Genomic DNA, 25844 nt, shown 5'->3' with positions numbered 1-25844 from the left:
CAATGCTGCCTCACTGCATCTCTTTCCATTTCTTTGCATGAGGTTGACCATGAAACGATTGACGACGCTGCTGGCTGCAGCGCTGCTGCTGACCACGCTGGGGGGCTGCGTCTGCGCGCCCTGGTTCTGCGGGCCCGGCCCGGGCGGAGGCGGACCGCGCGGCGGCTGGGGTGACGGCGGACATGGCGGTGGGCCACGCTGAGATTTTTCACCGGTGTCAAACGCAAAAGGCCGGAGCAAACTGTCTCCGGCCTTTCTCTTTTCCGTATTCTTTATTTTGTATTCCGTATTACGTATTCCCTCTGCGGAGTTCTGATGCAGCTCCTCAGCCCAGTGTGCCGACACTGGATTCCAGCAGCTTCCACGCCTCCTCGCCAAACCTGGCGCGCATGTCCTTGTAGAAATTGGCCTGCGCCAGTGCCTGTTTGAAGGAGTCCTTGTCCGCATCGACGATCTGCAAACCCTTGCCGGCCAAGTCATTGCGGGCCATGCCGGAGAAGCTGGCGATGTCGGCGCGCTCATCGGTGGCGGCCTGATCGAGTTCGCGGCGGACGATCTCCTGGATGTCCTTGGGCAGCTTGTCGAAGGCGCGGCGGTTGCCGAGAATCCAGTAGGCGTCCCAGACGTGATTGGAGAGCGTGCAGAACTTCTGCACTTCGTAAAGCCGTGCGGTGCTGATGATGGCCAGCGGATTTTCCTGCCCTTCCACCAGCTTGGTCTGCAGCGACGAATAGACCTCGTTGAAATTGATCGGCGTGGGACTCGCACCCAGTGCCGAAAACAGCGAGGTCAGCATCGGTGCTGCCGGCACGCGCAGCTTCAGGCCCTTGACGTCGGCGGCACTCCTGATCGCCTTGGTCGAGGTGGTGATCTGGCGGAAGCCGTTGTCCCACGGTTTGGACATGGTCAGCAGACCGACCTTCTCGATCTGCGCGCGCACGTGCGCGCCCAGTTGGCCGTCCATGGCCTTCCACACGGCCGCGTAATCCTGGAAGGCAAAACCGGTATTGACGATACCGGCGGCCGGCACCAGCGTGGAGAGCACGGTATTGGCCTGATTGAAGAATTCCACACCGCCATTGCGGATCTGCGACATCAGGTCGGTATCGGAACCCAGCTGGTTGGCCGGAAACAGCTTGATCTCCATGCGCCCGTTGGTGGCGTTGCGGATGCGGTCGATGGCTTCCTGCGCGCGCTTGTTGACCGGGTGCGAAGGATCCTGGCCGGTGGCGAATTTATAAGTAAACTCGGCCGCATTGGCGGGCCGCGTGAGGATGGAAAACAGCGGCAGTGCAGCGCCGACAGCGCCTGCCTTCAGGATCTGGCGGCGGCTCATCTTCTTTGATGCGATCTCGTCTTTCATCTTTTGTCTCCTGGCATTTTTTATGGTGGGAATCGATGAAACCGCGCCGGGCCACACGACCGAGCGGCGCGTGAACAACTCAATGGATCAGCATGCCGCCGTTGACGTCCAGCGTGATGCCGGTGCAGTACTGCGACAGGTCGCTGGCCAGGAACACGCAGACGCCGCCCACGTCATCCGGCCCGCCCAGGCGGCCCAGGGGAATGGTCTGGGCGATCTCGGCTTTCTTCTCGGCACTGAGGATGTCCTTGTTGATGTCGGTCGAGATGAGGCCGGGCGTGACGCAATTGACGCGAATGCCGTCCGGTCCGAACTCGCGCGCCATGGCCCGCGCCAGACCCAGCACGCCGGCCTTGGCCGCCGAATAGTGCGGACCGCCCAGGATGCCGCCACCGCGCTGGGCCGACACCGAGGAGATGCAGACGATGGAACCACCCTGCTGCGCACGCATGGCCGGCAGCACTGCCTGCGACATGTAGAGCGTGCCGCGCAGGCTGACATCGAGGATGCGGTCGTAGTCCTTGCCGCTGATGTCGAGGAATTTGGCGAGCTGGGTAATGCCGGCATTGTTGACCAGGATGTCGATGCGGCCGAACTGCTGCAGGATCGCTTGCGCTGCGGCCTCGCAGGAGGCCTTGTCGGTGACGTCGGCCACCAGGCCGAGATGGCCCTCGCCCAGACGGGCAGCAGCGGTGGAAGGCTCGGCGCGTTCAAGGTCGAGGATGACGACGCGCGCGCCTTGCGCAGCCATCAGGCGCGCGGTGGAAAATCCCAGGCCGTTGAGCCCGGCACCGCCGGTAATGACGGCAACTTTGTTCTTGAGCAGCATGGTGTGGTCTCCTGAAAGTGGCATGCGAATGAGCAACGGTGAAGACCTCCGCGCATTCCTCCTGCGAGCGGATGCCGCGCCAGATAGCGCGCATGGACGGATGTCTCCCTGTTGTTCTGGCGGCGATCTTCGAACTTTCATCCGGCTGCGACAAGTGATGCTTTGTCATGAAAATGTGACGAAGCTTCATCTGCCGGATCGATGCGCTAAAATCGGCCGCGAGCCCGCGCCCGCGCATGCCGTGACGCAGCAGAAACATTCACAAGACCAAAAACCGAGACACCATGATTCCTCCACTGACCTCTCTGATGGCCTTCGAAGCGATCGCTCGCCGCAAGAGTTTCAATCTTGCGGCGGCTGAATTGCATCTCACGCCGTCGGCCATCAGCCACCAGGTGGCGCGTCTGGAAAAGCTGCTGGGGCTGCGCCTGTTCGAGCGTTCCACCAAGGGGGTGGAGCTCACGCCGGCAGGACAGAGCTATCTCAACCGCGTGGCCGGTGCGCTCGGGGCGATCAATTCGGCCACCGACGATTTGCGGCATGGCGTGGAAAATTCGCTGCAGATCCATTCCAGCCCCAGCTTCGCGAGCCTGTGGCTGATGCCGCGCATCGGACGCTTTACGCAGCGCTATCCGGAGATCGCCTTCGGCTTGTCGGCCTCGCCGGAAATTTCCGATTTCGAGATCGGGCAGGTGGATCTGGACATCCGCTGCGGCGTACCGCACTGGCCGGATCTGGAAATCGAACCGGTACTGTCGGAGCAGGTGATCCCGATGGCCAGCCCGGATTTTCTCGCGCGCCATCGCATCGAGACCCCGGAAGACCTGGTGCTGGCCCCGCTGATCCAGTCGCGCGGCAGCCTGCTGCAATGGCCGGAATGGTTTGCCCGCTACGCGCCGGATCTGCGTCCGGAACGCATCGCGCTGCGCTTCGACCGCGCGATGATGAGCATCGAAGCGGCGGTACAGGGACTGGGCGTGGTCTTCGAGAGCGATGCCTTCGGCGCCGGGCATCTGGCCAGCGGACGGCTGCAGCCGGTGTTTTCGGACGGCATGACGCTGGAGATCACGCAACACTTTGCGGTCTGCCCGGCACGCAACAAATCGCGGCCGGAGGTGGTGTTGTTCCTGCAGTGGTTGCGTGAAGAAAGCGGGAAACTTGCGTCTACTTGACGCCAATTCAGCCAAGCCTGAATTTTCATCGCTTGCCTGCACCCGTACCGACCGCCAAGAATAAGTCTCCACCATTACAACGGAGACTGACGCATCGCCCTGTTCTGCCGGGCAGATGCGTCTTGCTGTCATGACCCCACATCCCCTGCAGCCGCTGGCGCATGCCATCCGCTTTCTTTCCATCGACGCCATCGTGCGCGCCACTGAAGGCCATCAAGGCGTGCCGCTGGGCATGGCCGAGATCGCCACCGCCCTCTACGCCCGCCACCTGCGCTTTCATGCGGCCGATCCGACCTGGCCGGACCGCGACCGCGTGGTGCTCTCCAATGGCCACGGCTCGATGCTGCTCTACAGCCTGCTCTACCTCACCGGCTACGAACACATCACGCTGGAGCAGGTGCGCAACTTCCGCGAATTCGGTTCGCACTGTGCCGGCCATCCGGAATACGATCCGCAACTCGGCATCGAAGTGACCACCGGTCCGCTCGGCCAGGGCATCGCCAATGCCTTCGGGATGGCGGTCGCCGAGGCTTACCTGAATGCGCGCTTCGGCGATGGCATCGTCAATCACCGCACCTACGCCTTCGTCGGCGATGGCTGCCTGCAGGAAGGCATCGGACAGGAAATGATTTCCCTGGCCGGCCATCTGCGCCTCGCCAAACTGACCCTGCTGTGGGACGACAACCAGATCACCGATGACGGTGCCACCGAACTCTCCATCAGCGAGAACGTGCCCGAGCGCTTCCGCGTGGCCGGCTGGCATGTTGTGGAGGTGGACGGGCATGACATCGAGGCGGTCTCGCGCGCACTCGACGCTGCACGTACCTCGGACCGTCCCTCGATGATCGCCTGCCGCACCATCATCGGCCGAGGCATCCCGCGTGTGCAGGGCCAGCGCGGCGGCCACAGCGCACGGCTCCATGCGGAGGATGCACAAGCCGCACGCGATCTGCTGCAATGGCCGCATGCGCCCTTCGAGATCCCGCAGGACATCCTTGCGCCGTGGCGCAACTTCGGCCAACGCAATCGCGATGAACATGCCGCTTGGCATCAGCGCCTGCAGGCCCTGCCGCCCACGCAGCGCGCCGAATTCGAACGTGTCCTGCGGGGTGACTTGCCCGATGGGTGGCAGGATGTGTTGCTGCAATTCAAGCGTAGCGCGCACGAGCCTGCGCAGGCGCAGGGCGGCATCCTGATCTCGGCCGCGCTCAATCAGCTGCTGGCCGAAGTGATCCCTGAACGCATGGTGGGCTGCGCCGATCTTGAAGCGCCCACGGCGCACAAGGGCTCGCTCAAGGCCTTCACCGCCAGCGACCGCAGCGGCGCCTACCTGCACTGCGGTGTACGCGAACACGTGATGGGCGCGATGGCCAATGGCATCGCCGCGCATGGCGGCGTGATTCCGCTGGCCGTGACCTATCTGGCTTTCTCGGACTATGAACGCCCGGCCATGCGCATGGCTGCGCTGATGGGCTTGCCGGTGAAATTCGTGTTCAGTCACGACTCCATCGGCATCGGCAAGAACGGGCCGACACACCAGCCGGTGGAAATCCTGGCCTCGCTGCGCGCCATGCCCAACATGCTGGTGATGCGTCCGGCCGATGCCAGCGAGGCGGTGGAATGCTGGGAAGTCGCCATGCAGCACCGCAGCGGACCGGTCAGTCTGGTCTTCGCACGACAGAGCCTGCCGCCGGTGCGCAAGCGCTTCGAGGTGAGCAATCTCAGTGCGCGCGGGGGATATGTACTGGAAGAAGCGCAGTGCGGGCCGCGTCAGGTGAGCTTGCTGGCCACCGGTTCGGAGGTGGCCATCGCTTGTGCTGCGCGCGACCTGCTGGAAGCGCGGGGCGTGGCCACCGCCGTGGTATCGCTGCCGTGCTGGGAATTGTTCGACCAGCAGGACAGCCGCTATCGTGACGCCGTACTGGGCGAGGACACGGTCCGGGTGGGCGTGGAAGCGGCAGTGCGCTTTGGATGGGATCGGTATCTGGGCGCGCGCGGCGGCTTCGTGGGCATGGCGGGCTTCGGTGCGCCGGGGCCAGCGGATGTGTTGTACCGGCATTTCGGCATCACGCCAGAAGCGGTGTTGGCGCAGGCTTTGCAGCTGCTGGACAGTCCGCACAGCCAGACGACATAAACCATTTATATGATTTATATAGGTTCCAGAACGCAAAAAGCCCATCTGAAACCAGATGGGCCGTTCATTGATTAACGCTGGATTCCCTCATGACCCTGGCGATCTGCCAGGTGCTGCGAGAGTGTCCTGCCCGGCCTATCTGGCCGGTGCTGGACTCAATCCAGGTGTTCGTGTTGTGGTCCGGAGGCCGCCGTTGGTGCGGGCCGGTGTCACGCTCTACGAGCGATTAATTAACTATTTGCTACACGGCTTGCGCCGTGACTGACGCGCTCCTGCCTTCGTGGTTCACCTGCCCGCGCTATCTGCACGGCCACAGCTGAGTCTCTGGCAGGAACGACGTCCTGCGCTGCCCTGACCTTCGGTACCGGCCCTCCCTGGCTATCTGCCAGGTGAGAGTCTGCGACAAAATCGCGCCGACATGAAAGGACTGCGGGAGTCTGCCGGCCTGGCCTCTGGAGCGTATGGAATTCCGGAGGCGTTCAGGCGCGGTCAGCGAGGATGTTCTGCTTCGCTTGCGCGAATATCGCGGTCTTAGATGACCTTGATGTTGGTGGCCTTTTCACCCTTGGGGCCGACACCGCGGTCGAAGGACACGCGCTGGTTTTCCGACAGGCTGCGGAAGCCGTTGGACTGGATGTCCTGGAAGTGCGCGAAGACGTCAGCGCCGCCAGCATCAGGAGTGATGAAGCCGAAGCCCTTGGCATCGTTGAACCATTTGACTACGCCGGTTTGAGTGCTCATGTTTGTTTCCTTTGGAAAAGTTTGGGACGAATGAAGGCAGATGCCTGATAGGCACTTGAAACCAAGAACTGAAACCGAAGGAAAGAAAACAGAACGACCGAGGAGGGAACGACAGTCAGGCGGAATTGGAACCAACAAGAATACAACTTGATGCAAGTACAGGTCGTATTGTACACCACATGCGACATCTTGCAGGTATCTATTGATAAATGTGTGGTTTTTCTGTAGGCATCGCACGCTTGGCCGCCCCGGCAGGGCCGCTCCGCCCGGCTACTGCGTCGCCACCGGCAAGGAGCGTCACGCCATCACGATGCCCGGCAGTGCCGCCGACAGTGACTTGACCGCTTTTTGCTGGCCCAACGTAATTCCGGTATATTGGCCCGAAGAAAAAAGAGGCCGTGTCCCGTTATGCGCCGGAGGTGGGCGGCGCTGATGGCATCGCGGGTTCCGTTGCATGTCACCCAGTCACTGCGTGCTCGATGCCCCTTCCCGAACGCCCCTTGTTTGATCCGTCCGACGATGATGCCACCGTGCCTGGCTTGCCGGTGCGCTTCGGCATTTCCGCCCTGGTGATGACGGGCATGGTTCTGCTGGCCGTGGTGCTGGTCTCGGTAGGCTGGTGGGGCGCGCGCCAGGTGCTGCTGGACATGGCCGAGCGCTCAGCCGAGGATGCCGGACGCATCATGACCGAGCGCTCGCGCCGCATCATCGACCCGGCCGTGGCCACGCTGCGCCAGCTGGCCTTCGATCCGATCACGCAAGCCACGCAACTCGACGAGCGCCTCACGCGCATTGCCGCCTTCTCCATCGACCTGGTCGCCAATCCGCTGGTGTCGGCAGTCTACGTGGGCTACCCCAATGGCGACTTCCTGCTGGTGCGCTCGCTGCGTGGCGCCGACCAGCGCGCCTTCTTCTCGGCACCGGCGGCATCGACCTTCCTGGTACAAAGCATCGTGCGCGATGCCGATGGCACGCAGCACGGGCAATACCGTTTCTATGATGCCGAACTGAAACTGCTGGCCCTGCGCGATGAGGCGGACTATCTCTTCGATCCGCGCACGCGCCCCTGGTACGCCACGGCGGACCGCTCGCTCATCCCCTCCATCTCGGCCCCTTACGTCTTCTTCACCACGCGCCAGATCGGCATCAGCCTCTCGCAGCGTGCGCGCGACGGCGAGGCCGTGGTCGCCATCGACATGACGCTGGACGACCTCGCCGCCAGCCTCGGCAACCTGCGCCTGACGCCCAACAGCGAACTGGCACTGGTGGACGAGCACCAGCGCGTGATCGCCTACAGCGATATGGCGCGCGTACTGGAACAGGAGGGCGAGAGTTTCCGTTTCCGCAGTCTCAAGGATCTGGAAGTCCCGAGCCTGTCACAGCTCTCCGCACGTGCGCTGGCCGGCGAGACCAGCGCGCTCTACAGCGTGAACGGGCGTGAGTGGCTGGGCTTGTCGCTGCCCTTCGACGTCATCGATGGCCATGCACTGAGGCTGCTCATTGCCGCGCCCGGTGACGAACTGCTGGGCCAGCTCGACCGCAATCGCAAGACCCTGGTACTGGTGGCCTTCCTGGTGGTGCTGGCGTTCCTGCCGCTGGGCTGGTGGGCCGGGCGCGCCATCGGCCGCAGCATGGAGCGGCTGGCGGTGCGGGCCGGACGCATGTCGCGCTTCGACTTCCGCACCCAGGACCGGCGGCGCAGTACCCTGCGCGAAATCAACATGCTCACCGACATGGTGGACCACGTGAGCCTGACGGTGGAAGCCTTCCTCGACATCAGCGCCATCCTCAGTACCGAGACGCATGTCGAAGAGATGCTGCAGCAGGTGCTGGAGAAATTCGTGCAGGCCACGCGCTGCGACGGCGGTGCCGTCTATCTGTGGCAGCGCGAAGACGGCCAGATGCAGCGCGCGGCGGCCTATGGCCAGCAATGCGGATTGACCGACAGCATGGCGTATGACGCACAAGGCACGGGTGCAGGCGCTGCCGACACCATCGCCGCACGTGAGACCGACGATGGCCGCATGCGCGTGGAACTGGATCTGCGTGGCCGCAACGGCTCACTCGAAGGTTTGCTGGTACTGATGCATGCCCATGACAGCGTGCACGAGGATCCGCGCTTCCTGGCCTTTGCGCGGCGTCTGTCGGGCATGCTGGCGGTGGCCATCGAAACGCGCCAGTTGATCGCTGCGCAGAAGGCCCTGCTGGAATCCCTGATCCGCCTGATGGCCGACGCCATCGATGCCAAGAGTCCCTATACCGGCGGCCACTGCGAACGCGTACCGCACCTGGCCATCCAGCTGGTCGACCGCCTGGCGCAAGAAAGTGAAGGCCGCTACGCCGGCTTCACCCTCAACGAGGACCAGCGCTATGCCTTCCAGCTGGCGGCGCTGCTGCACGATTGCGGCAAGGTCACCAGTCCCGAACACATCGTGGACAAGGCGACCAAGCTGGAGGTGATCCACAACCGCATCCACGAAGTGCGCATGCGTTTTGAAGTGCTGTGGCGCGATGCCGAACTGGATCTGCTGCGCGAGCTCTACGCTACCTTGCCTGCAGCCCGGGCCGAATCCTGGCGCGCAGAGCTGGAGCGCCGCCGGCATCAGCTGCGCGAGGACTTTGCCTTTGTCGCGCAATGCAATGTCGGGGGCGAAGCCATGTCGGACGAAGCCATCGCACGGCTGCGCCAGATCGCCATGCAGACCTGGCAGCGTCATTTCGATGACAGCCTGGGCCTGGCCGATGAAGAAAGCCGGCGGCTCGCCGCGGCGCGTGGTGGACAGATGCAGCAGGAACTGCCCTGCACCGAGACCTTGCTGGCCGACAAGCCGGAACACAAGGTAGCCTGGGAAGACGGACACCGGCCACCGGTTGAACGCGGCGACCCGCGCAATGTGCTGGGCTTCGACATGCAGCTGCCGCAGGTCCGGCAGAACATGGGCGAACTGCACAACCTGACCGTGCGGCGCGGCACGCTGACCGAGGAAGACCGTTTCGCCATCAACAATCACATCGTGCAGACGCTGGTGATGTTGAAGAGTCTGCCGTGGCCGGATTCGCTCAAGAGCGTGCCCGATACCGCCGCCAATCATCACGAAAAAATGGATGGCACCGGCTATCCGCGCCGCCTGCGCGCATCCGGGCTGCCCTTGCAGGACAGGGTGATGGCGCTGGCCGATGTGTTCGAAGCACTCACGGCGGCGGACCGTCCGTACAAGCCGGCCAAGACCTTGTCGGAATCGCTGCGCATCATGGCCAGGATGTGCCGGGAACAGCATCTGGATACGGAGTTGTTCCGCTACTTCCTGCACAGTGGCTTGTGGCGGACTTATGCGGATGAATTGCTGCGGCCGGGGCAGCGCGATGCGGTGGATATTGCGGCGATTGAAGACTTGCTGGAAGCGCATCCCGCGTAAGGCAGGCGATGCGAAGCTGAAGTCCGCCGTTATCGTAGAATCTCTTCTCACATTTTTGAACGCATCGGCAGGCTGATGACCTGCCGATGCTACCGCTGATCATCTATTGCTGTCCCTGCCCACTGACAACATGACGCACAAGTTATTCTGGTCCGCCCCCTATCAGACTGAACTCGACACGACCGTCACGGCAGTCGATGGTGATCAGGTACAAATCGCGCAGACCATCTTCTTCGCCTTCTCCGGTGGCCAGGAGAGCGATGCCGGCACGCTGGGCGGCCATCCTGTGCTGCAGGCCGAGAAGCGTGACCAGACCATCGTCTATACGCTGCCGCCCGGCCATGGCCTGCGGGTCGGTGATGCGGTTCACCTGCAGATTGACTGGGCACGCCGCTATCGCCTGATGCGCCTGCACTTTGCGGCCGAGATGGTGTTGCAGCTGGTTTATCAGATGCGGCCCGGCATCGAACGCATCGGCGCACACATCGCCATGGACAAGGCGCGCGTGGACTTCGCCAGCGACACCAGCCTGGCACCGCTGTTCCCTGCCATCGAGGCGGCCGCGCAGGAGCTGGTGGCGGCGGGCTTGCCCATCGTCACCGCATTCAGCGATGAAGCCGCCGGCCGGCGTTATTGGGAAGTGGAAGGATTTGCGCGCATGGCCTGCGGCGGTACGCATCCGCGCACCACCGCCGAAGTGGGAACACTGCGACTCAAACGCAAGAACACCGGACGCGGCAAGGAACGCATCGAGATCCTGCTCGATGCGCCCGCGTGATGCCGCTGAGCCTGGTGAATTTTTCGCATCGCTTGAGGACGACGACTGAGCGGAAGGCTCAGGTCTTGTAGTCGTACTTCATCTGCTGCGCGATGAGGATATCCTTGCTGGTGCGTTCGCACAGGGTCACGTAATCAGTGAGCGGCTGCGGAGGCCGCATGCCCTCCTCGATCAGGCGCTGGTTGTCGAACAGCACTTCCTCCGCCGCAAAATAGCCATACGAACGAATCGCCTTCAACACGATGCGCTTGTTGCAGGGACCGATCAGGTCCTTGAAGCGGTCCTGCATCTGCAGGAAGCTGTCGTAGTGGGTCTGGCGGTAGCGTGACATCTTTTTCTCACCGGTGCCGACGCTGATGGCTTCATCGATTTCGCCGAAGGTGCAGGCGTGACTGGGGCCGGACGAGATGTTGTACGCCGCGTATTTCAGCGTCGGTTTTTCCAGCAGCAGGTGCAGGGCTTCGGCGCAATAGTCCACCGGGATCACGTCGATCTTCTGGTCCAGCTCGCAGGGGAAGGCCTGCAAGGCGCGCGCCAGACGGAAGACCCAGTAGATGCTGCCCGAGGCGGCGCATCCGAGTTCGGTATGGCCGACCACGATGGACGGCCGCGCGACGACCAGCGGCAACTCGGGCAGTTCGGTGCGCAGGCGTTGTTCGGCCTGGTATTTGCTGGCGGTGTAATCGAGGTAGTGCTCGACGTCATCGGCAGGAGAATAGTCTTCCGACACCGGGCGCGGCGCGTTGCGGCCACAGGACATGCCGGTACCGATCTGGATGAAGCGCCGCAGCGGGCGTCCGCGCGAGAGGCCGTGCGCCATGGCGAGCACGCCGTCGACGTTGGTGGGGAAGATGGAACGATGGCTGCCGAACGAGGCCAGGGCCGCCGAGTTCACCACATCGCTGACCTGCAGCAGGCGCGGATCATCGATCCAGCGCTCCACCCCGGTAAGGTCGCCGCACAGAATCTGGTCAGGCGACAGGCGCTGCAGTTCGTCCTCGCTCACGCCGTGCAGACGCAGGTTAGACGCCAAGCGTGCGCGCCCTTCGTTGCGATTGGCCGACCTGACCAGGAACAGCGAGCGCTCCCAGCGTGGCGTGCGGATGAGACGAGCGGCCAGCGCGCCGCCGATGAATCCGGTACTTCCGGTGAGCAACAACATAGACGATGAGAGTTCCGCAGATAAGGAAGCAGGGACCGGCATGCCCCCATGCCGGCCGGTGAAATGAGGGCGCGAATCCGTGCCTCTTCCCCTGAAAATGGGGCAAAAAATTATAAGTGAGACGATCACGGAATTGAACCAGTCCAATTGGACTGGGCGCGCTGGCGCACCGATTCCAGCAGTAAAAAATTTACATCCTGCATCAGGCATTTCAGTCCAAACGGACTGATTTCTTTTGCGAGTGCGGCCATTAGAATTCGATGGATGTTGCCTCGCCCGATTTCCCTTCCCCACCTGACCGCCACTTCATGGCAACGAGGAGTTTCCTCATGCCGCTTGCGCCCGCGCTTCTCTTTCCCAGGTCATCGGCCGTGACGGCGCACGTCCATGTGCTCCCCATCCATCGCCGCGTGCGGCTGGGGATGGAAGGCGGCCTTGTCGCTGCCAGCGTGCTGCTGATGGTGGCCACGCTGGCGGCACGTTCGCTGTCCACCTATACCGCCTGCACGACGGCCCTGACGGCCCTGCTCTGTGGCGGATGCTTTGCGCATCTGCTGGTGCGCGAACGACGCGGGGTCCCTGATTCGCCGCGGAAATCGACGATGCTGGCGACGCTGATCGTGTGCGTTTTCCTGGCGGCGTTGTCGGACACCGGAATGGTCCACGGTCAACGCGGGGATGCGCCGGGGGCGCTGGTGAGTGCCTTGCGCCATGGAGTGATGCCCCTGGGCCTCTTCAGCTATTGGCTGGTGTTCTGCGGGCCCATGTCCTTGCGCTGGCGTACGGTACTGCCGTTTGTGCCGATGCTGGGATGGCTGTGCTTTGCGGCGATCCGCTCGGCGCAGGCCAGGCAGGTGCGCTGGCCGTGGGCCTCTTCGGGTCTGTCGGCGTGGGGCGAGGCGGCGGTGCTGGTGGCGTTGATGGTGATGCTGTTCGTAGCGGGGCTGGTGTTGTTGAAGCTGGTCAAGGCTTATCTGGTGGATGCGGGGATGCGGTCACGGGCGTTTGGGGATTGGGATGCGGGGGCGGTGTCGCGGTCGCCCAGATAGGTTCGGGTGATGCGGTTGAGCAAGATCCTTCATCACCCTCATCACCGATAATCAAGCGCGGTTGGCCGTCTCAGCGGGCCGCTCCGGCAGGCGCAAACGTGGCCTCTGCACGCATCGTATAATCGGTGCCGACGTATTTTTCTGCCGCTCCTTTCCCGTCCCCCGTATTCCATCACCTGGAGTCACCGTGCGTGCGTTCCGTCTTCCGCTGCTGTTCGCTGCGACCTTTTCCGTTTTTTCTTCCTTCGTTGCCCTGCCCGCTTGTGCGGACGAACTCCGGGTGCTCGCCGCCGGGGCCATCGCGCCCATCGTGCGCACGGTGGCCGCCGACTTCGAGCGGCGCAGCGGCATCCACGTCACGGTAGACAACGCCACGGGCGGCGTCGTGGACAAGCGTGTGCGATCGGGTGCGGCGGCGGATGTGGTGGTGGCACCGGATGGCGTGTTGCGCGGACTGGGCAAGGACGGCTATCTGAATCTGGCCAGCGAGCGGCCGATTGCATGGGTGGGGATTGCCGTGGCGGTCAGGCAAGGCGCGCCCTCGCCTGCCATCGCCACCGTGGCGCAATTCAGGAAGGCCTTGCTGGACGCGCCTTCCGTCGCAGTGATCGATCCCAAGGCCGGCGGATCGAGCGGCATCTATCTGGAAAAATTGTTTGAACGGCTTGGCATCGCCAGTCAGATGCACGCCAAGGAAGTGCTGGTGCCTGGTGGACTGGTGGCGGAAAAACTGGTGGATGGAAGTGCGGCGCTGGCATTGCATCAGCAGAGCGAGATTCTGCTGGTCAAGGGGGCGAAGCTGGTGGGGCCGTTGCCGGCGGACATTCAGAATTACACGGTGTATGTGGGGGCGGTGGGGGCGCGCACTGCATCGGGTGCGACAGGGCGGGCGTTTCTGACCATGTTTGGAGAGGAAACGGCGCGCAGGGCGATGGTGGAGCATGGGTTGTTGCCTGAGGGGGACTGACGCATTTGTTCTTGCGAAGGACACCGGACGATCCCGGGAGTAAGATACCGCGAACAAACATCCCCCAGCAGGAGCCAGGCATCATGAGCGAACGTCGCGTCCCTCCCGTCAGTCCGATTCGTGGCATACAGCCGCTATCGGAGGTCAGCGTCAAACGGACTTATTTTCGGCAACTGAATCAATGGCGCAAGATGTCCGAGAAATATGCCAAGGAGAGGAAGGCGCGGGAGGCCAAGGAGCAGGATAAGCAAGCCGGAGACTGAATTTACCGGGATGCAGCAACGCGATGACAACATCCATCGCCCATCCCGGCTCCTCCTGTCCCAAAGGCCCGGTTTGCCGGAGCAGGACAATCCCGCGTAAAATTCGCGGCCTCACGGGTGAAGCTCAATGGTAGAGCAGAAGCTTCCCAAGCCCCGCCACATCAAAAAAACCGCTGTTCATGCGAGTTCCAGCGCAGCCTTATGTAGTGTCGAGCAGAAGACCACATGGATTGTGGGTTGAGCTGCCATGCCACTTTCGAACCCACCGTGGTCACCTAAAGCTTCTGATATGCGGTGTAATAGGTCGCTGTTATAGCCCCTATTTTGAATCCCGCAATTCGCTGCTATTTTCTTTGCGATTACATCAATTCTCGCTTCAACACTGATTATCTTCTATATCTGCTAAATTTCTTAGCGGCCGCGCATTCAACGCTGGATAGTCAGAAATTTAAAGTTCATCCATCTCGTCACAAGCTTGGGCGACATCTATCGCAATTCAAAAGATGACAACAACCAAAAAATCTTTAGAACCTCGCAACCCGGTACTCGCGAAAAAGAGAAATGCCCACAGATGGTTTCAAAACAATCCAACCGCCCGTCGTCATTTCGATCTAGCTTTGAATACATTGCTCGAATTTTATTTGTCAGAATACCATGGGTACATTAATCGAAATGGCCCCCCAGAATATAGATTTAATAGCCATGGCGAAGGCTACACAACTATCAGTGCCAGTATTAAACATTCAAGAGTTAGATTCGTTATTCCAAAAAAAAGGATTCTTCCGAAATTTCGACGCGGCCATTGCCACGCAATAAAAAATAGGCACGGTATCCCTTACGACGTAGTTGACTTTGAAATATCGGGTCAAAAATCTATAGATCTCTTACGTGATTTTTTGTGCGATCCATTTCATAAGATTATCAATTTTTGCAATACCCCGACTCCCATCAAAAAAAAGAAAAAAACTTCCGAAAAAAGCTCAAAAATAAGAAACATAACGGATGAGGACGTCTTATATTTCTCGGACGCCCTGGATATATCGTCATCCACGAGATTTATATTCAAGTCAGGACATAGGGAAAAAAAAACCGGAATTATAAATGCGGCCACAAAGAGTAAAGATTGGGAAATTCTCCTAGCGCACAACGAGTTACAAACAGAACTTTACAAAAAACTATCTATTCAATTTGGCAAAAAAAATGTAGGAACCGAAATCCCTACGGGACAAGGAACTGCAATTGACTTAGTAGTAAAGTGCAAATGTCATTACATCTTTTACGAAATAAAAATAGCGAACTCAGTCAAGTCATGCATAAGACAAGCGATACCTCAATTGCTAGAGTACGCATATTGGGGAAAAGAAGATATTTTAGTGAAAGAGCTAATTATTGTCGGCCCTCACAAAATTACCCATGATGCTGCACGCTACCTAACACGCTTGCATGATTTATTTGGAATTCCAATTCAATATGAGCACTTGGAAATTCATAAATTCAGAAACAAAAATAAGTAAATTTATCGTCGATTAGAACTCTTCTATATTGAAAGATAGCTTTCAAGAAATCTGCACATGAGTGAAAGAACAAAAAAGCAACACTATGTTTGGGAATACTATCTCTCGGCCTGGGCATCAGACGGCCAGATATGGGCTAGGCGAGGTGGAAAGAATTTTAGAACCTCTACAGAGAATGTCGCGCAAGAGCGCTATTTCTACGAGATTCCAAAACTATCCCCCTCCGAAGTCAAGCTACTTAAAAGCATGGTGACAATTGGTCCGTTAATCAATCAGGTTGTCAATCAAAGCAGCCTTGCTACCTATTTGGCAATTGCCCAGTCCGAAAAGGATACGTCGAAATTCGGCATGGAGTGGCACCATACCATGATAGAACAACAAGCCCTTCCTATTCTCAAGGAGCTGAGAAATGGAAATGCCGCCATCCTAGAGGATCACAAAAGCAAAATTCATCTTTGCATCTATCTAGGGCATCAATACACTCGAACGAAAAAGATCAGAAATGCGTTTCCAACGAATCCAAATCTGAATATTCCAGAGGAATATAAAGACTGCGATTTACAGAAAATTCACGCAGCGAGCATATTTATCTTCGCAGGCGGCATTGGTTCTTACCTTTGTGATTATCTTGATCTGAGATTGATATACAACAAATCTGGAAAAAACCTAATCACGTCTGATCAGCCTATCTACAATTTGCTTGCCGTATCTGGTGAAATCTCAAAGGATTCATCGATCTACTTCCCGATTAGCCCAGAGTTGGCACTCTGGGCAAAGAAATCGCCGAATGATGAATACATCGACGACAAATCAAAGGTCGAATATCTTAATTCCTTCATGGCGAAGCACTCTCATGAATTCATCTTTGCAACCAGCGAAGAAGAACTCAATGCTGCCGCCCATGCTAAGTAGTGACAATTGCCGGACAATATTCCGAGCAAGTACTTTTTTGCTCTAGAGACAACATTTCCCTCACCCTTTCTCGCTATTGCTGACGTCAGATACGATCCGAGGAGAAATTCAAACGGATAACGTAACCACGTCATGCGACGCACCTCCCTGTTTGTTATTATTGGCATTGGGGAAAAATTAATAACGAGAACATATGATTGAATTTGTCACTAACGCAGGCCGCCCAAATCTCATTCTGTTTGTACATGGGTTTACTGGCGGAAGAGATACTTGGAAGAATACCGAGCATGGATACTTCTTTGACCAGCTTCGAACTATCGAAAAAATTGAAAGCAACTTCGATATTGCTTGCTTCGAATATTTCTCCAAATTAACAAACTTATTTCCGAATGCAAACGCGAGGCTGACAGGAATTCGCGCACTTCTAAAGCGACCGTTTCAAAAAGTCGAGAAAAATATCAGCATTAATGAGATCGCGGCGCTCCTCAGAAGTCAGCTGCGATTTCAACTTTCTGGGTACGAAAACATATTCATTATTGCTCATAGCATGGGTGGGTTAGTGACGAAAGCCGCGCTCATTAGAGATGCTGAGTTAAATTCCATAAATCGTATTCGTTTGGTTATATCGTTAGCCGTTCCACACTTGGGTGCGGATCTAGCTACGTATGGAAAATTACTCTCAAACAATCAGCAGATTCACGATTTAGCACCCCTTAGCGAACTATGCCCAGCATTGAATGATTCGTGGGTAAAGCTCAGCGATAAGCCTGTTATTAAATATTTCTACGGGACTTATGATGACGTAGTGAAAAAGCACAGCGCCATCGGTCTGGAAAATACAGAACAGGACGTTATTGCATGCGACGATACGCATCTATCGATTTGCAAACCCTCTGGCGCAAACAGCAATTTGATAAAAGCAATCGAGCACTTTCTAGAGGAGTTTCTGAATGGAGACTCCTCTCGTGACAAACTGGAATTCCAAAAACTTGACCACCCAGAACAATTTAACGACGAATATTTTGTTCTCAAGCTTTTAGTCGCAGACGTCCACAACGCGGTAGTGAGCCATTCCAAAGAGCACTTTTTAAATGCAGAATATGCTCGCAAATTGTTCAGCAGTTCAGCTGACCAGAAGAAATTAAAAGACCTATACGACCGCATAAGAACCTTATATCAAGATTCGTACGGCAAATATATTAGTAATGGAGAGAGTAATTCTGGATTATTGGTTAGTGAAATCCATCAAAAGATAATTGATGAAGACTCCGGCTATTTAAAAACCGCTCTTCCCCTCATTCATGGCTTACACAAAAAAGGAATGCTTCACCAATTGGCAAATGATCTAACTAATGATATCTGGTGGAGCGAAACACAATCAGTACCCGCACTCGACGACCTCAAAGCGAAATTAATTGCGTTGAATCATGAGTAATTTGCCTTATCTCGTTCCCGATCAAGATGGTGGACTCAATCTTGCCACCATGATGATTATTCTTCTATTTTTGGCCAAAACGGATCGCGGTAAAAAACTGATTAACAACGAGCGGCTTTTGATTTTTATGTATCTTTTGAGGAATCCTATCGTTCTGAACAAGGTTCTTGAACAGATTGGAAAAGATACTGTGGCACTAAGCGAGAACGAAAGGTATTCGATTGGCGGAATTACCGTTAATTTGGATCCGTTGTTCGATTCAAATTGGATAAAGAGAATTCTGCAGGAAGCAGCGGGTAGAGGTCTCCTAGAAGTGACCTATAGAAAAACTGAAGGCTTTATGTATTCTCTGTCACATACCGGGATTGCTCTCGCCAATAATCTCAATGGCGACTATTTTGACCGATTGAGGATATTTTCAAAAAGTCTTCAACAGGTGAATTCCGAGACCACTAAAAACCTAAATGTTTTGTTAAACAACGTATTTAGAGCATAAGACATGAACACACGCCCCAGCATCCAAATAAGAAAAATCATACTTGTCGGCAGGCGCAAAAATTATGAAGTCAATTTTTTCCCAGGCGTGAATATTATTTACGGAGACTCTTCTACTGGGAAGTCTAGTATTTTAGAAATTATCAATTATCTATTTGGCTCGTCGGAATTCATCTATGACCATGAAATCGAGACCTCTGTTGTATACGCTGCGATGGAGGTCCTTCTCAGTGGTCACGTCTATGTAATCAAACGCGACATATTTGATTCATCAAAATTAGTCGAGGTTTATCCATCTGCCTTCGACGAGACAGATTCAGTATTTCCGAAAAAACTGTCTCCAAATTACAGAAGTGCAGGCCCGGACGGATATCTATCAGACTTCCTTCTGAGCTCGCTTAATCTGCCGATCCTAAAAGTACTAGAAGCCCCCTCAAAAGCCGATTCACAATTAGTGCGTCTCAGCTTCCGTGATTTGTTTAAGTTTTGCTATTTGAAACAAGACGACGTGGGCAGCAAGCAGCTGCTCGGATTCGGCAATTGGGTTGTCTATAACAAAAATAAACAAACGTTCAAATATGTGTTCAATTTATTGGACAGCCATATCTCAGAACTCGAATTGCAACTCTCGAACTTGCACAATGATCGGAAACGTTTGGATGGAAAATACCAGGCAGTTTCTGAGTTTTTACGGGAAACCGAATTTGAATCAGCGATTGGGCTTACTGATTCGATAGAGGAACTTCAAAGGCAGGAGCAAACCCTCAAGGACCAGCTTTCTGAAATCAACAAGTCCATGACGGCCGATAGCGAAACTTATAGTTTCCTTCGTGATTCGTTGTCTGAGCTATCAGGAGACATCAAACTTACTTTGAATGATCGGACGAACTGCGAGCTAGCTATCGAACGATATTCACGCCTTAAAAACGATTACCAGACTGACATATCGAAACTCAAAGCCATAAAAACCGCTAAAGACCAAATTGGTTCACTTCCCTCAGAGCTGTTCAATTGCCCGATTTGCGACAACCATTTGTCACTTGATTCAATTAAACACGAACATAGGATAGATGAGTCTGACAAGGTGAATCAGGAAGTTAACGTTTTGACTCGGAGAATTCGCGATCTCGACTCATTACTGGTGACTGAACGCGGGAAACACCACTCTCTGTCAATGAAAATTAAGTCTCTCTATCAAGATCAAGAGAAGCTTCGCCGTATTTTGGATGAAGAGTCTGCGACTATGATTACCCCCTATCTTTCGGAGAGAGACGGAATTTCAAAAGAACTCGCCACTGTAAAAGAAAAAGAAAGTCAATTAAATAATTCATTAAAAATTCGTAATCAGCAGCGAAATATATTTGATGAACTGGATCGGCTCATATCAAGAATCGAGGCTCTTCAAAAGGATCTCGACAAATTGCGGCTTTCTGCCCCGTCAATTTCTGAAGTTCTCTCAAAATTAGGAGACTCTTTAAACCGCTATTTGACGAAAGTGAACATTAAAGACAGGAGAGATGTTCGTATTACGCCGTCTTCCTATCTTCCTGAGCTACGTAACAGAGAGTACAAAGACATCACCTCCGGTGGCTTGCGCACTATTCTTTCCATCGGCTATCTCATATCGCTGTTCGAATCTGCTCTTGAAGATTCCGTAAATCTTCCAGCATTTCTTATGATCGATACGGTTGGTAAATATCTCGGGAAAACGCAAGAAAAATATACAGAGACAGATACAAATGCCGATTCAAAAGAGAATATTTCAGACCCGTCGAAATATCACAATATGTACGAGTACATGATTGATGTCGCAGAAAAGGCAGAAGAAAAAAATGTCGCCTGCCAAATTATTTTGGTGGACAACGATGTGCCTATTGGAATTCAGGAAAAGTATGCTGGGTTCGTTATCGCCCACTACAGCAATAGCGGACGAAACGGATTACCTGTTGGCCTAATTGATGATGCTGTATCAGTATAAGACGGGTTAACTGAGATGAACGTGATATGGGCTGAACAAGACATAGCGCCAGATGAATCTTTGTGGCGTTACATTCGGGCAGATAGATTCGTGGAAATGATAGATAGACGGTGTCTTTATTTCGCATCAGCACGTCAGTTTGACGATCCGTTTGAAGGCGCAACGTCAATAGTTTATCCACATCCTGTTGACCCTCGATTTGAACGAATCGACGGTACTGAGAGAGCTTTCGAAGAACTTCGACGATTAACTAAAATTAGTTGTTGGAATAAGGGAGAAGATGAGAGCGAAGCGATGTGGAAGCTCTACGCCTCGGAAAGAAAAGGAGTTGCGATACGAACTACTGCATCAAAATTGAAGAATGCGCTGAGGCCTTTTCATCTCGAACCTAGATTTGCGGAGGAGACTCCTGTATGGGGTCACGTCAGATACGTTGACTTAACTAAAGTAAGACTTAACGTAGGTATGCTTGAACGTTTCTTCTATAAACACAAAGCTTTTGAAAGTGAACATGAATTGCGTATCGCGATTTCGCTTCGCTCCGCCGAAGAAGCTGGCGTAGCGGTGCCAGAATCCGGTATCAGCGTACCATTTGAGCCACATATTTTGATAGAAGAAATAATATTAGGCCCCAACCTGCAAGGAGAAGACAAACGAGCTGTAGAAGATACATGTAGAGCCAATGAATTGCATTCCTTGGTCAAAACGTCCTCGTTATTGTGGCAGCCTCGCTATATCTGAGAAAGCTCGCTCCAAAATACTTCCGCCATTCCACAACGCGATAGTATTTGGCTGTCTTGCTCATTGAGGCTGCCTCAAGAAGAAACGCATCGTAGTCGGTTTGCGATAACAGCTCGAAGTAACCAGCTACTACAGAATCGATACCACCGAGCAATCTTCAAGTTCACAAAACACCCCGAAACCGCGTAAAATTGCTGGCCTCGCGGGTGTAGCTCAATGGTAGAGCAGAAGCTTCCCAAGCTTAAGACGAGGGTTCGATCCCCTTCACCCGCTCCAGATCGCTTCCCTGCGGCCCTGTTCGCCCGTCCCTGACCGGTGCGACTTTGCGGGCCGCGCCTCAATTGCTTCGAGTCATCCATGTCTGAAAACAAATCCGGCAAGCCGCTGTTCTATGATCCCAGCGAGCGCCGCATCCGCAGTTTCGTCACCCGCGCCGGGCGCGTGTCGGTCGCGCAAGGACGCGCGCTGGAAGAACTGGGTCCGCGCTTCCTGGTCCCCTACGACAAGGCCCCGCTGGACCTGGCTGTCACCTTCGGTCGCCAGGCTCCGACCATCCTCGAAATCGGCTTCGGCATGGGCGAAACCAGCGCCAAGATCTCGGCCCTCATGCCCGAGAAAAACTTCATCGGCGTCGAAGTCCATACCCCCGGCGTCGGCAGCTACCTCAAGCTGATCGGCGAAGGCAACCTGGACAACGTGCGCATCATCCAGCACGATGCCGTCGAAGTACTCACCAACATGATCGCCCCCGATTCCCTGGCCGGCGTGCACGTGTTCTTCCCCGATCCCTGGCACAAGGCGCGCCACAACAAGCGCCGCCTGATCCAGTCGCCTCTGGTGCAACTGATCAGCACGCGCCTGGCCCCCGGCGGCTATCTCCACTGCGCCACCGACTGGGAAGAATATGCCATCCAGATGCTGGAAGTCCTGTCGGCCGAACCCACCCTGAAGAACACCGCCACCGATCCCTCCGGCTACGTGCCGCGCCCCGAATACCGCGATACCACCAAGTTCGAAAACCGTGGCCTGCGCCTCGGTCACGGCGTGTGGGATCTGGTGTTTGAAAAGCGCGCCTGAATACGCGCGCTGCATGCATGATTCAACGCGCAATCGTGCATGCGACAGGTGATGAATGAAAGCGATCACCCACGGTGATCACTTAAAGATCGCTCCGATGGCATGCTCCAAGGCATGCCATTGTCATTTCTGCGACGGCCTCACTGAAGCTTGAAGACCGCCACCGCGCGTGACAGCGATTCCGCCTGGAACTGCAGGCTCTCCGCCGCCGCAGCAGCTTCTTCCACCAGTGCCGCATTCTGCTGCGTCACGCTGTCCATCTGCACCACCGCCTTGTTGACTTCATCGATGCCGGCGCTCTGCTCGCGGTTGGCGACGTTGATGTCATCCATGATCGCCGCCACTTTCTGGATGGCCGTGATGATGTCTTCCATGGTGCCGCCCGCGCCATTGACCAGGGCCGAGCCGGCGTTGATCTTGCCGACCGAATCGTCGATCAGTTCTTTGATCTCGCGCGCGGCCGTGGCGCTGCGCTGGGCCAGGCTGCGCACCTCCGAAGCCACCACCGCAAACCCGCGCCCCTGCTCGCCGGCGCGCGCGGCTTCCACTGCGGCATTGAGCGCAAGGATGTTGGTCTGGAAGGCAATGCCGTCGATGACGCTGATGATCTCGACGATGCGATGCGAACTCTCCTCGATGGCCTGCATGGTCTGCACCACCGCACCGACCATGTCGCCGCCCTTGCGCGCCACGCCCGATGCCTCATCGGCCAGTTGATGGGCCTGGTGCGTGTTCTCGGCGTTCTTCTGCACGGTGGAGGTGATCTCTTCCATCGAGGCGGCCGTCTCTTCGAGCGAACCGGCCTGCTCTTCGGTGCGCTCGGACAAGTCCCTGTTACCGCTGGCGATCTCGGTCGCGGCCACGGTAATCGCACCGGTGCCGCTGCGCACCTCAGAAACGATGCCGACCAGGTTGTCGTTCATCTCTTTCAACGAGCGCAACAGTTGCGCCGTCTCATCCTTGCCGTGAATGACAACCTGTGAGCGCAGATCGCCGGCCGCTACCGTCTGCGCAATCTGCACCGCTTCGCCCAGCGGGCGCACGATGCTGCGCACCAGCGTCCAGGTGATGGCCAGGCCCAGCAGCAGCGACAGGCCGATCGAGACCAGCAGCAGCACGCGCGCCTGCTGGTAGTCGAAGAGGCTGTCGGCATTGATGGCGTCACGCGTCTTGCGGCTGTGGTCCAGCACGGCGACGACGATGTCATCGATCATCTTGGTCGGCACGCGATCCACACCCTTGACCTGTTCATCCACCCGCGCCACCGAGGCAGGATCGTCGGAGGCATAGAGCTTGAGCGCTTCCAGATAACGATTGAGCAGCTCGGCATGGGCCTGCTGCGCCTTGCGCGCAGGCTCGGCATCCATGCCGATACGCGGCATCAGCGCTTCGAGGGTCTTGAGCTGCTTCTGGGTGGCGGCGCTTTCATCGATGAAGGCCTGGCGGTATTTGTTGAAGGCAGCGGGATCCTTGCCGCGCAGCAAGGTGTTCTTCCACTCCTGCACCTGGATCTTGAATTGCACCTGCGCACTGCGGGCGGCATCGACCGATTGCTCGATGAGGGCTCCCGTCTCCATGCCCTGCGCCCCCTGGCCGTAGATTTCCCCGACCACCATCACGCCACGTATGCCGACAAAGGCGATGGCCGCCAGCAGCAGTGCCGACAGCATGCCCAGGCGCACGCCTATCTTCAGATCATTGAGTTTCATATCGCCCCCCGGCTCACCTTCGTTGGTGTTGAACCCGATTCCCCGCCGTTGATGATATCGCCAAGCGGGGCCAGCAAATCAGGGAAGAGGCCGGTAAAAGTGCCGTATGAATGAAAGTTGCGTTACGGCAGCAACGTCGGCCGAAAACGCCCGCCTGGCGCTCTATCGCGCTGGTGCAGGTGACGCAGGCAATGAAGGGATTTGACTAAAATCAGGGAGAATCCGCCGTCGCCCTCTCAGGCGTCGGCCGACTCCATGCCGGCGATCAGGTCGATGATCTGGGCGCCATAGGTTTCCAGCTTCTTCTCGCCCACCCCGGTGACGTGGCGCAGGTCGTCCAGCGATTGCGGCCGGGCCTTGGCGATCTCGCGCATGGTGGCATCGTGGAAGATGACGTAGGCCGGCACGTTGTGTGTGCGCGCGGTTTCCATCCGCCACCAGCGCAGCTTCTCGAAGAGTGCCTGCTCTTCGCTGCTGAGATCGGTCTCGACGAAGCTGGAGCGCTGCGAGCTGCGCTTGGCTTTTTCCGGCTTGCGATAGCGGCGCAGTTGCACCTGCTGTTCTCCCCGCAGCACCGGACGCGCGGCCTCGGTGAGCTTGAGGGCGCTGTAGTTCTCGGCATCCACCGTCAGCAACCCCAGCGCGATCACCTGGCGCAGGATGGCGCGCCATTCCGCCTCGCCGCGATCGCTGCCCACGCCAAACACGGAAAGCTGATCATGACGCCATTGCTTGACGCGCTCGCCATCGATGCCGCGCAAGACCTCGATCACGTGGCCGGGGGCAAAGCGCTGTTCGACGCGATAGACGGTGGAGAGCAGCTTCTGAACCTCAACCGTGGCATCGAAGGAGACCGGGGGCGTGAGGCAGGTATCGCAATTGCCGCAGGGGCTGGACTTCTCGCCGAAGTAATCCAGCAGGTGCACGCGCCGGCAGTGCAGCGTCTCGCACAGGGAGAGCATGGCATCGAGCTTGGTGCCGAGCACGCGCTTGAAGGTTTCGTCGGCTTCGGATTCGTCGATCATGCGGCGCTGCTGCACCACGTCCTGCAGGCCGTAGGCCATCCAGGCGTCGGCTGGCAGGCCGTCACGGCCGGCGCGGCCGGTTTCCTGGTAGTAGCCTTCCACGCTCTTGGGCAAATCGAGGTGGCAGACGAAGCGCACGTCGGGCTTGTCGATGCCCATGCCGAAGGCGATGGTGGCGACCATCACGATCTTGTCTTCGCGCAGGAAGCGCGCCTGGTTTTTGGTGCGCAGCGCGTAGTCCATGCCGGCGTGGTAGGCCAGCGCATTGAGGCCTTCGCCACGCAGGAACTCGGCCGTCTCTTCGACCTTCTTGCGCGAGAGGCAGTAGACGATGCCGGCGTCTTCCGGGTGTTCGTTCTTGATGAAGTCCAGCAACTGCTTGCGGCCATTGGCCTTTTCCACGATCTGGTAACGGATGTTGGGACGATCAAAGGACGAGACGAACTGGCGCGCATCTTCCAGTTGCAGGCGGTGGATGATTTCTTCGCGGGTCTGCTGGTCGGCGGTGGCCGTCAGCGCAATGCGCGGAACCTGCGGGAAGCGCTCATGCAGGATCGAGAGCTTGATGTATTCCGGACGGAAATCGTGGCCCCATTGCGAGACGCAATGCGCCTCATCGATGGCGAAGAGCGAGATGCGGGCGGACTCCAGCAGGTCCAGGCAGCGCGGCGTCATCAGGCGCTCGGGGGCGACGTAGAGCAGGTCCAGGTCGCCCTGGCGCAGGCGGCGCTCGATCTGCAGCGCTTCGTCGAAACTCTGGGTGGAATTGAGGAAGGCGGCCCGCACGCCGACTTCGGCCAGTGCATCGACCTGGTCCTGCATCAGCGCGATCAGCGGCGAGACCACCACGCCGGTGCCCTCGCGCAGCAGCGCCGGCACCTGGTAGCAGAGCGACTTGCCGCCGCCGGTGGGCATGAGGACAAGGGCATCCCCGCCACCGGCGACGTGCTGGACGATCTCGCCCTGATGACCGCGGAAGGACGAGTAGCCGAATACCGTTTCCAGCACGTGCAAAGCACGTTCTTGCTGGGTGGCACCGGGAGGCAGGGAATCGAAATCGACCATGGAAAAACCTGAAGCTGCT

The 25844-nt window shown here is 57.1% G+C and carries 21 protein-coding genes and 1 tRNA gene; 16 read left to right on the top strand and 6 right to left on the bottom strand.

Annotated features, from left to right (window positions below; genetic code table 11):
• Positions 1–49: 49 nt before the first annotated feature.
• Positions 50–202 (top strand): hypothetical protein, encoded by a 153-nt coding sequence (locus MKD49_RS20380; RefSeq protein WP_166675032.1) that lies wholly within the window; start codon positions 50–52, stop codon positions 200–202.
• A 123-nt stretch (positions 203–325) separates the two neighbouring features.
• Here the strand turns inward: MKD49_RS20380 and MKD49_RS20375 are convergent, their stop codons facing one another.
• Together MKD49_RS20375 and MKD49_RS20370 are read right to left on the bottom strand one after the other, a co-directional pair.
• Complete coding sequence (locus tag MKD49_RS20375; RefSeq protein WP_252697204.1) at positions 326–1363, bottom strand: TRAP transporter substrate-binding protein; 1038 nt, start codon at positions 1361–1363, stop codon at positions 326–328.
• A gap of 79 nt (positions 1364–1442) precedes the next feature.
• Complete coding sequence (locus MKD49_RS20370) at positions 1443–2192, bottom strand: SDR family NAD(P)-dependent oxidoreductase (RefSeq protein WP_252697203.1); 750 nt, start codon at positions 2190–2192, stop codon at positions 1443–1445.
• A gap of 284 nt (positions 2193–2476) precedes the next feature.
• Here MKD49_RS20370 and MKD49_RS20365 point away from each other — a divergent pair, with 284 nt between their 5' ends.
• Together MKD49_RS20365 and MKD49_RS20360 are read left to right on the top strand one after the other, a co-directional pair.
• Positions 2477–3364, top strand: a complete 888-nt coding sequence (locus MKD49_RS20365) for a LysR substrate-binding domain-containing protein (RefSeq protein ID WP_252697202.1) — start codon at positions 2477–2479, stop codon at positions 3362–3364.
• A gap of 130 nt (positions 3365–3494) precedes the next feature.
• Positions 3495–5498 carry a transketolase gene (locus tag MKD49_RS20360; RefSeq protein ID WP_252697201.1) on the top strand — a complete coding sequence of 668 codons (2004 nt, stop codon included), beginning with the start codon at positions 3495–3497 and terminating at the stop codon, positions 5496–5498.
• Between the two features lie 531 nt (positions 5499–6029).
• Here MKD49_RS20360 and MKD49_RS20355 read toward each other — a convergent pair.
• Positions 6030–6239 carry a cold-shock protein gene (locus MKD49_RS20355; protein WP_006461922.1) on the bottom strand — a complete coding sequence of 70 codons (210 nt, stop codon included), beginning with the start codon at positions 6237–6239 and terminating at the stop codon, positions 6030–6032.
• A 479-nt stretch (positions 6240–6718) separates the two neighbouring features.
• Here MKD49_RS20355 and MKD49_RS20350 point away from each other — a divergent pair, with 479 nt between their 5' ends.
• Positions 6719–9655, top strand: coding sequence for an HD domain-containing phosphohydrolase (locus MKD49_RS20350; protein ID WP_252697200.1), 2937 nt, complete (start codon positions 6719–6721; stop codon positions 9653–9655).
• A gap of 130 nt (positions 9656–9785) precedes the next feature.
• A complete protein-coding gene (locus tag MKD49_RS20345) occupies positions 9786–10433 on the top strand; it encodes an alanyl-tRNA editing protein (protein WP_209533630.1) in 648 nt (215 codons plus the stop codon).
• Positions 10434–10491: 58 nt separating this feature from the next.
• Here MKD49_RS20345 and MKD49_RS20340 read toward each other — a convergent pair whose 3' ends face one another.
• Positions 10492–11595: an SDR family oxidoreductase gene (locus MKD49_RS20340; protein ID WP_252697199.1), complete on the bottom strand. Its 1104-nt coding sequence runs from the start codon at positions 11593–11595 to the stop codon at positions 10492–10494.
• A gap of 389 nt (positions 11596–11984) precedes the next feature.
• Between MKD49_RS20340 and MKD49_RS20335 the strand changes: the two genes are divergently transcribed.
• The 11 genes from MKD49_RS20335 to trmB all read left to right on the top strand — a co-directional run bounded on the left by MKD49_RS20335 (position 11985) and on the right by trmB (position 22026).
• The gene (locus MKD49_RS20335) at positions 11985–12644 is read left to right on the top strand and encodes a hypothetical protein (protein WP_252697198.1); all 660 of its coding nucleotides are present in this window, start codon (positions 11985–11987) and stop codon (positions 12642–12644) included.
• 187 nt (positions 12645–12831) lie between these two features.
• A complete protein-coding gene (locus MKD49_RS20330) occupies positions 12832–13611 on the top strand; it encodes a substrate-binding domain-containing protein (protein ID WP_252697197.1) in 780 nt (259 codons plus the stop codon).
• 83 nt (positions 13612–13694) lie between these two features.
• The gene (locus tag MKD49_RS20325) at positions 13695–13874 is read left to right on the top strand and encodes a hypothetical protein (protein ID WP_034331911.1); all 180 of its coding nucleotides are present in this window, start codon (positions 13695–13697) and stop codon (positions 13872–13874) included.
• 503 nt (positions 13875–14377) lie between these two features.
• The gene (locus tag MKD49_RS20320) at positions 14378–15388 is read left to right on the top strand and encodes a hypothetical protein (protein ID WP_252697196.1); all 1011 of its coding nucleotides are present in this window, start codon (positions 14378–14380) and stop codon (positions 15386–15388) included.
• A 57-nt stretch (positions 15389–15445) separates the two neighbouring features.
• Entirely contained in the window at positions 15446–16300 is an 855-nt protein-coding gene (locus MKD49_RS20315) for a DUF4238 domain-containing protein (protein WP_252697195.1), read from the top strand.
• Between the two features lie 193 nt (positions 16301–16493).
• On the top strand, positions 16494–17735 hold the full coding sequence (locus MKD49_RS20310; protein WP_252697194.1) for an ABC-three component system protein: 1242 nt from the start codon (positions 16494–16496) through the stop codon (positions 17733–17735).
• Positions 17728–18231 (top strand): ABC-three component system middle component 4, encoded by a 504-nt coding sequence (locus tag MKD49_RS20305; RefSeq protein WP_252697193.1) that lies wholly within the window; start codon positions 17728–17730, stop codon positions 18229–18231. Before MKD49_RS20310 ends, MKD49_RS20305 begins: the two co-directional genes overlap by 8 nt.
• Before the next feature lie 3 nt (positions 18232–18234).
• Entirely contained in the window at positions 18235–20208 is a 1974-nt protein-coding gene (locus MKD49_RS20300) for a hypothetical protein (protein WP_252697192.1), read from the top strand.
• A 15-nt stretch (positions 20209–20223) separates the two neighbouring features.
• Positions 20224–20949: a DUF2971 domain-containing protein gene (locus tag MKD49_RS20295; protein ID WP_252697191.1), complete on the top strand. Its 726-nt coding sequence runs from the start codon at positions 20224–20226 to the stop codon at positions 20947–20949.
• Positions 20950–21151: 202 nt separating this feature from the next.
• Positions 21152–21225, top strand: a tRNA-Gly gene (locus MKD49_RS20290).
• 81 nt (positions 21226–21306) lie between these two features.
• Positions 21307–22026: a tRNA (guanosine(46)-N7)-methyltransferase TrmB gene (gene trmB / locus MKD49_RS20285; RefSeq protein WP_227022649.1), complete on the top strand. Its 720-nt coding sequence runs from the start codon at positions 21307–21309 to the stop codon at positions 22024–22026.
• 140 nt (positions 22027–22166) lie between these two features.
• Here trmB and MKD49_RS20280 read toward each other — a convergent pair whose 3' ends face one another.
• Positions 22167–23735 (bottom strand): methyl-accepting chemotaxis protein, encoded by a 1569-nt coding sequence (locus tag MKD49_RS20280; RefSeq protein ID WP_252697190.1) that lies wholly within the window; start codon positions 23733–23735, stop codon positions 22167–22169.
• A 236-nt stretch (positions 23736–23971) separates the two neighbouring features.
• A complete protein-coding gene (recQ, locus tag MKD49_RS20275) occupies positions 23972–25825 on the bottom strand; it encodes a DNA helicase RecQ (protein ID WP_034338828.1) in 1854 nt (617 codons plus the stop codon).
• Between the last annotated feature and the right edge of the window lie 19 nt (positions 25826–25844).

This window comes from Herbaspirillum sp. WGmk3 (genome assembly GCF_023952535.1).
Lineage (GTDB): Bacteria > Pseudomonadota > Gammaproteobacteria > Burkholderiales > Burkholderiaceae_D > Herbaspirillum > Herbaspirillum huttiense.
Note: the sequence above shows the minus strand (reverse complement) of the source record. Positions and strands in the feature narration are given on the sequence as shown.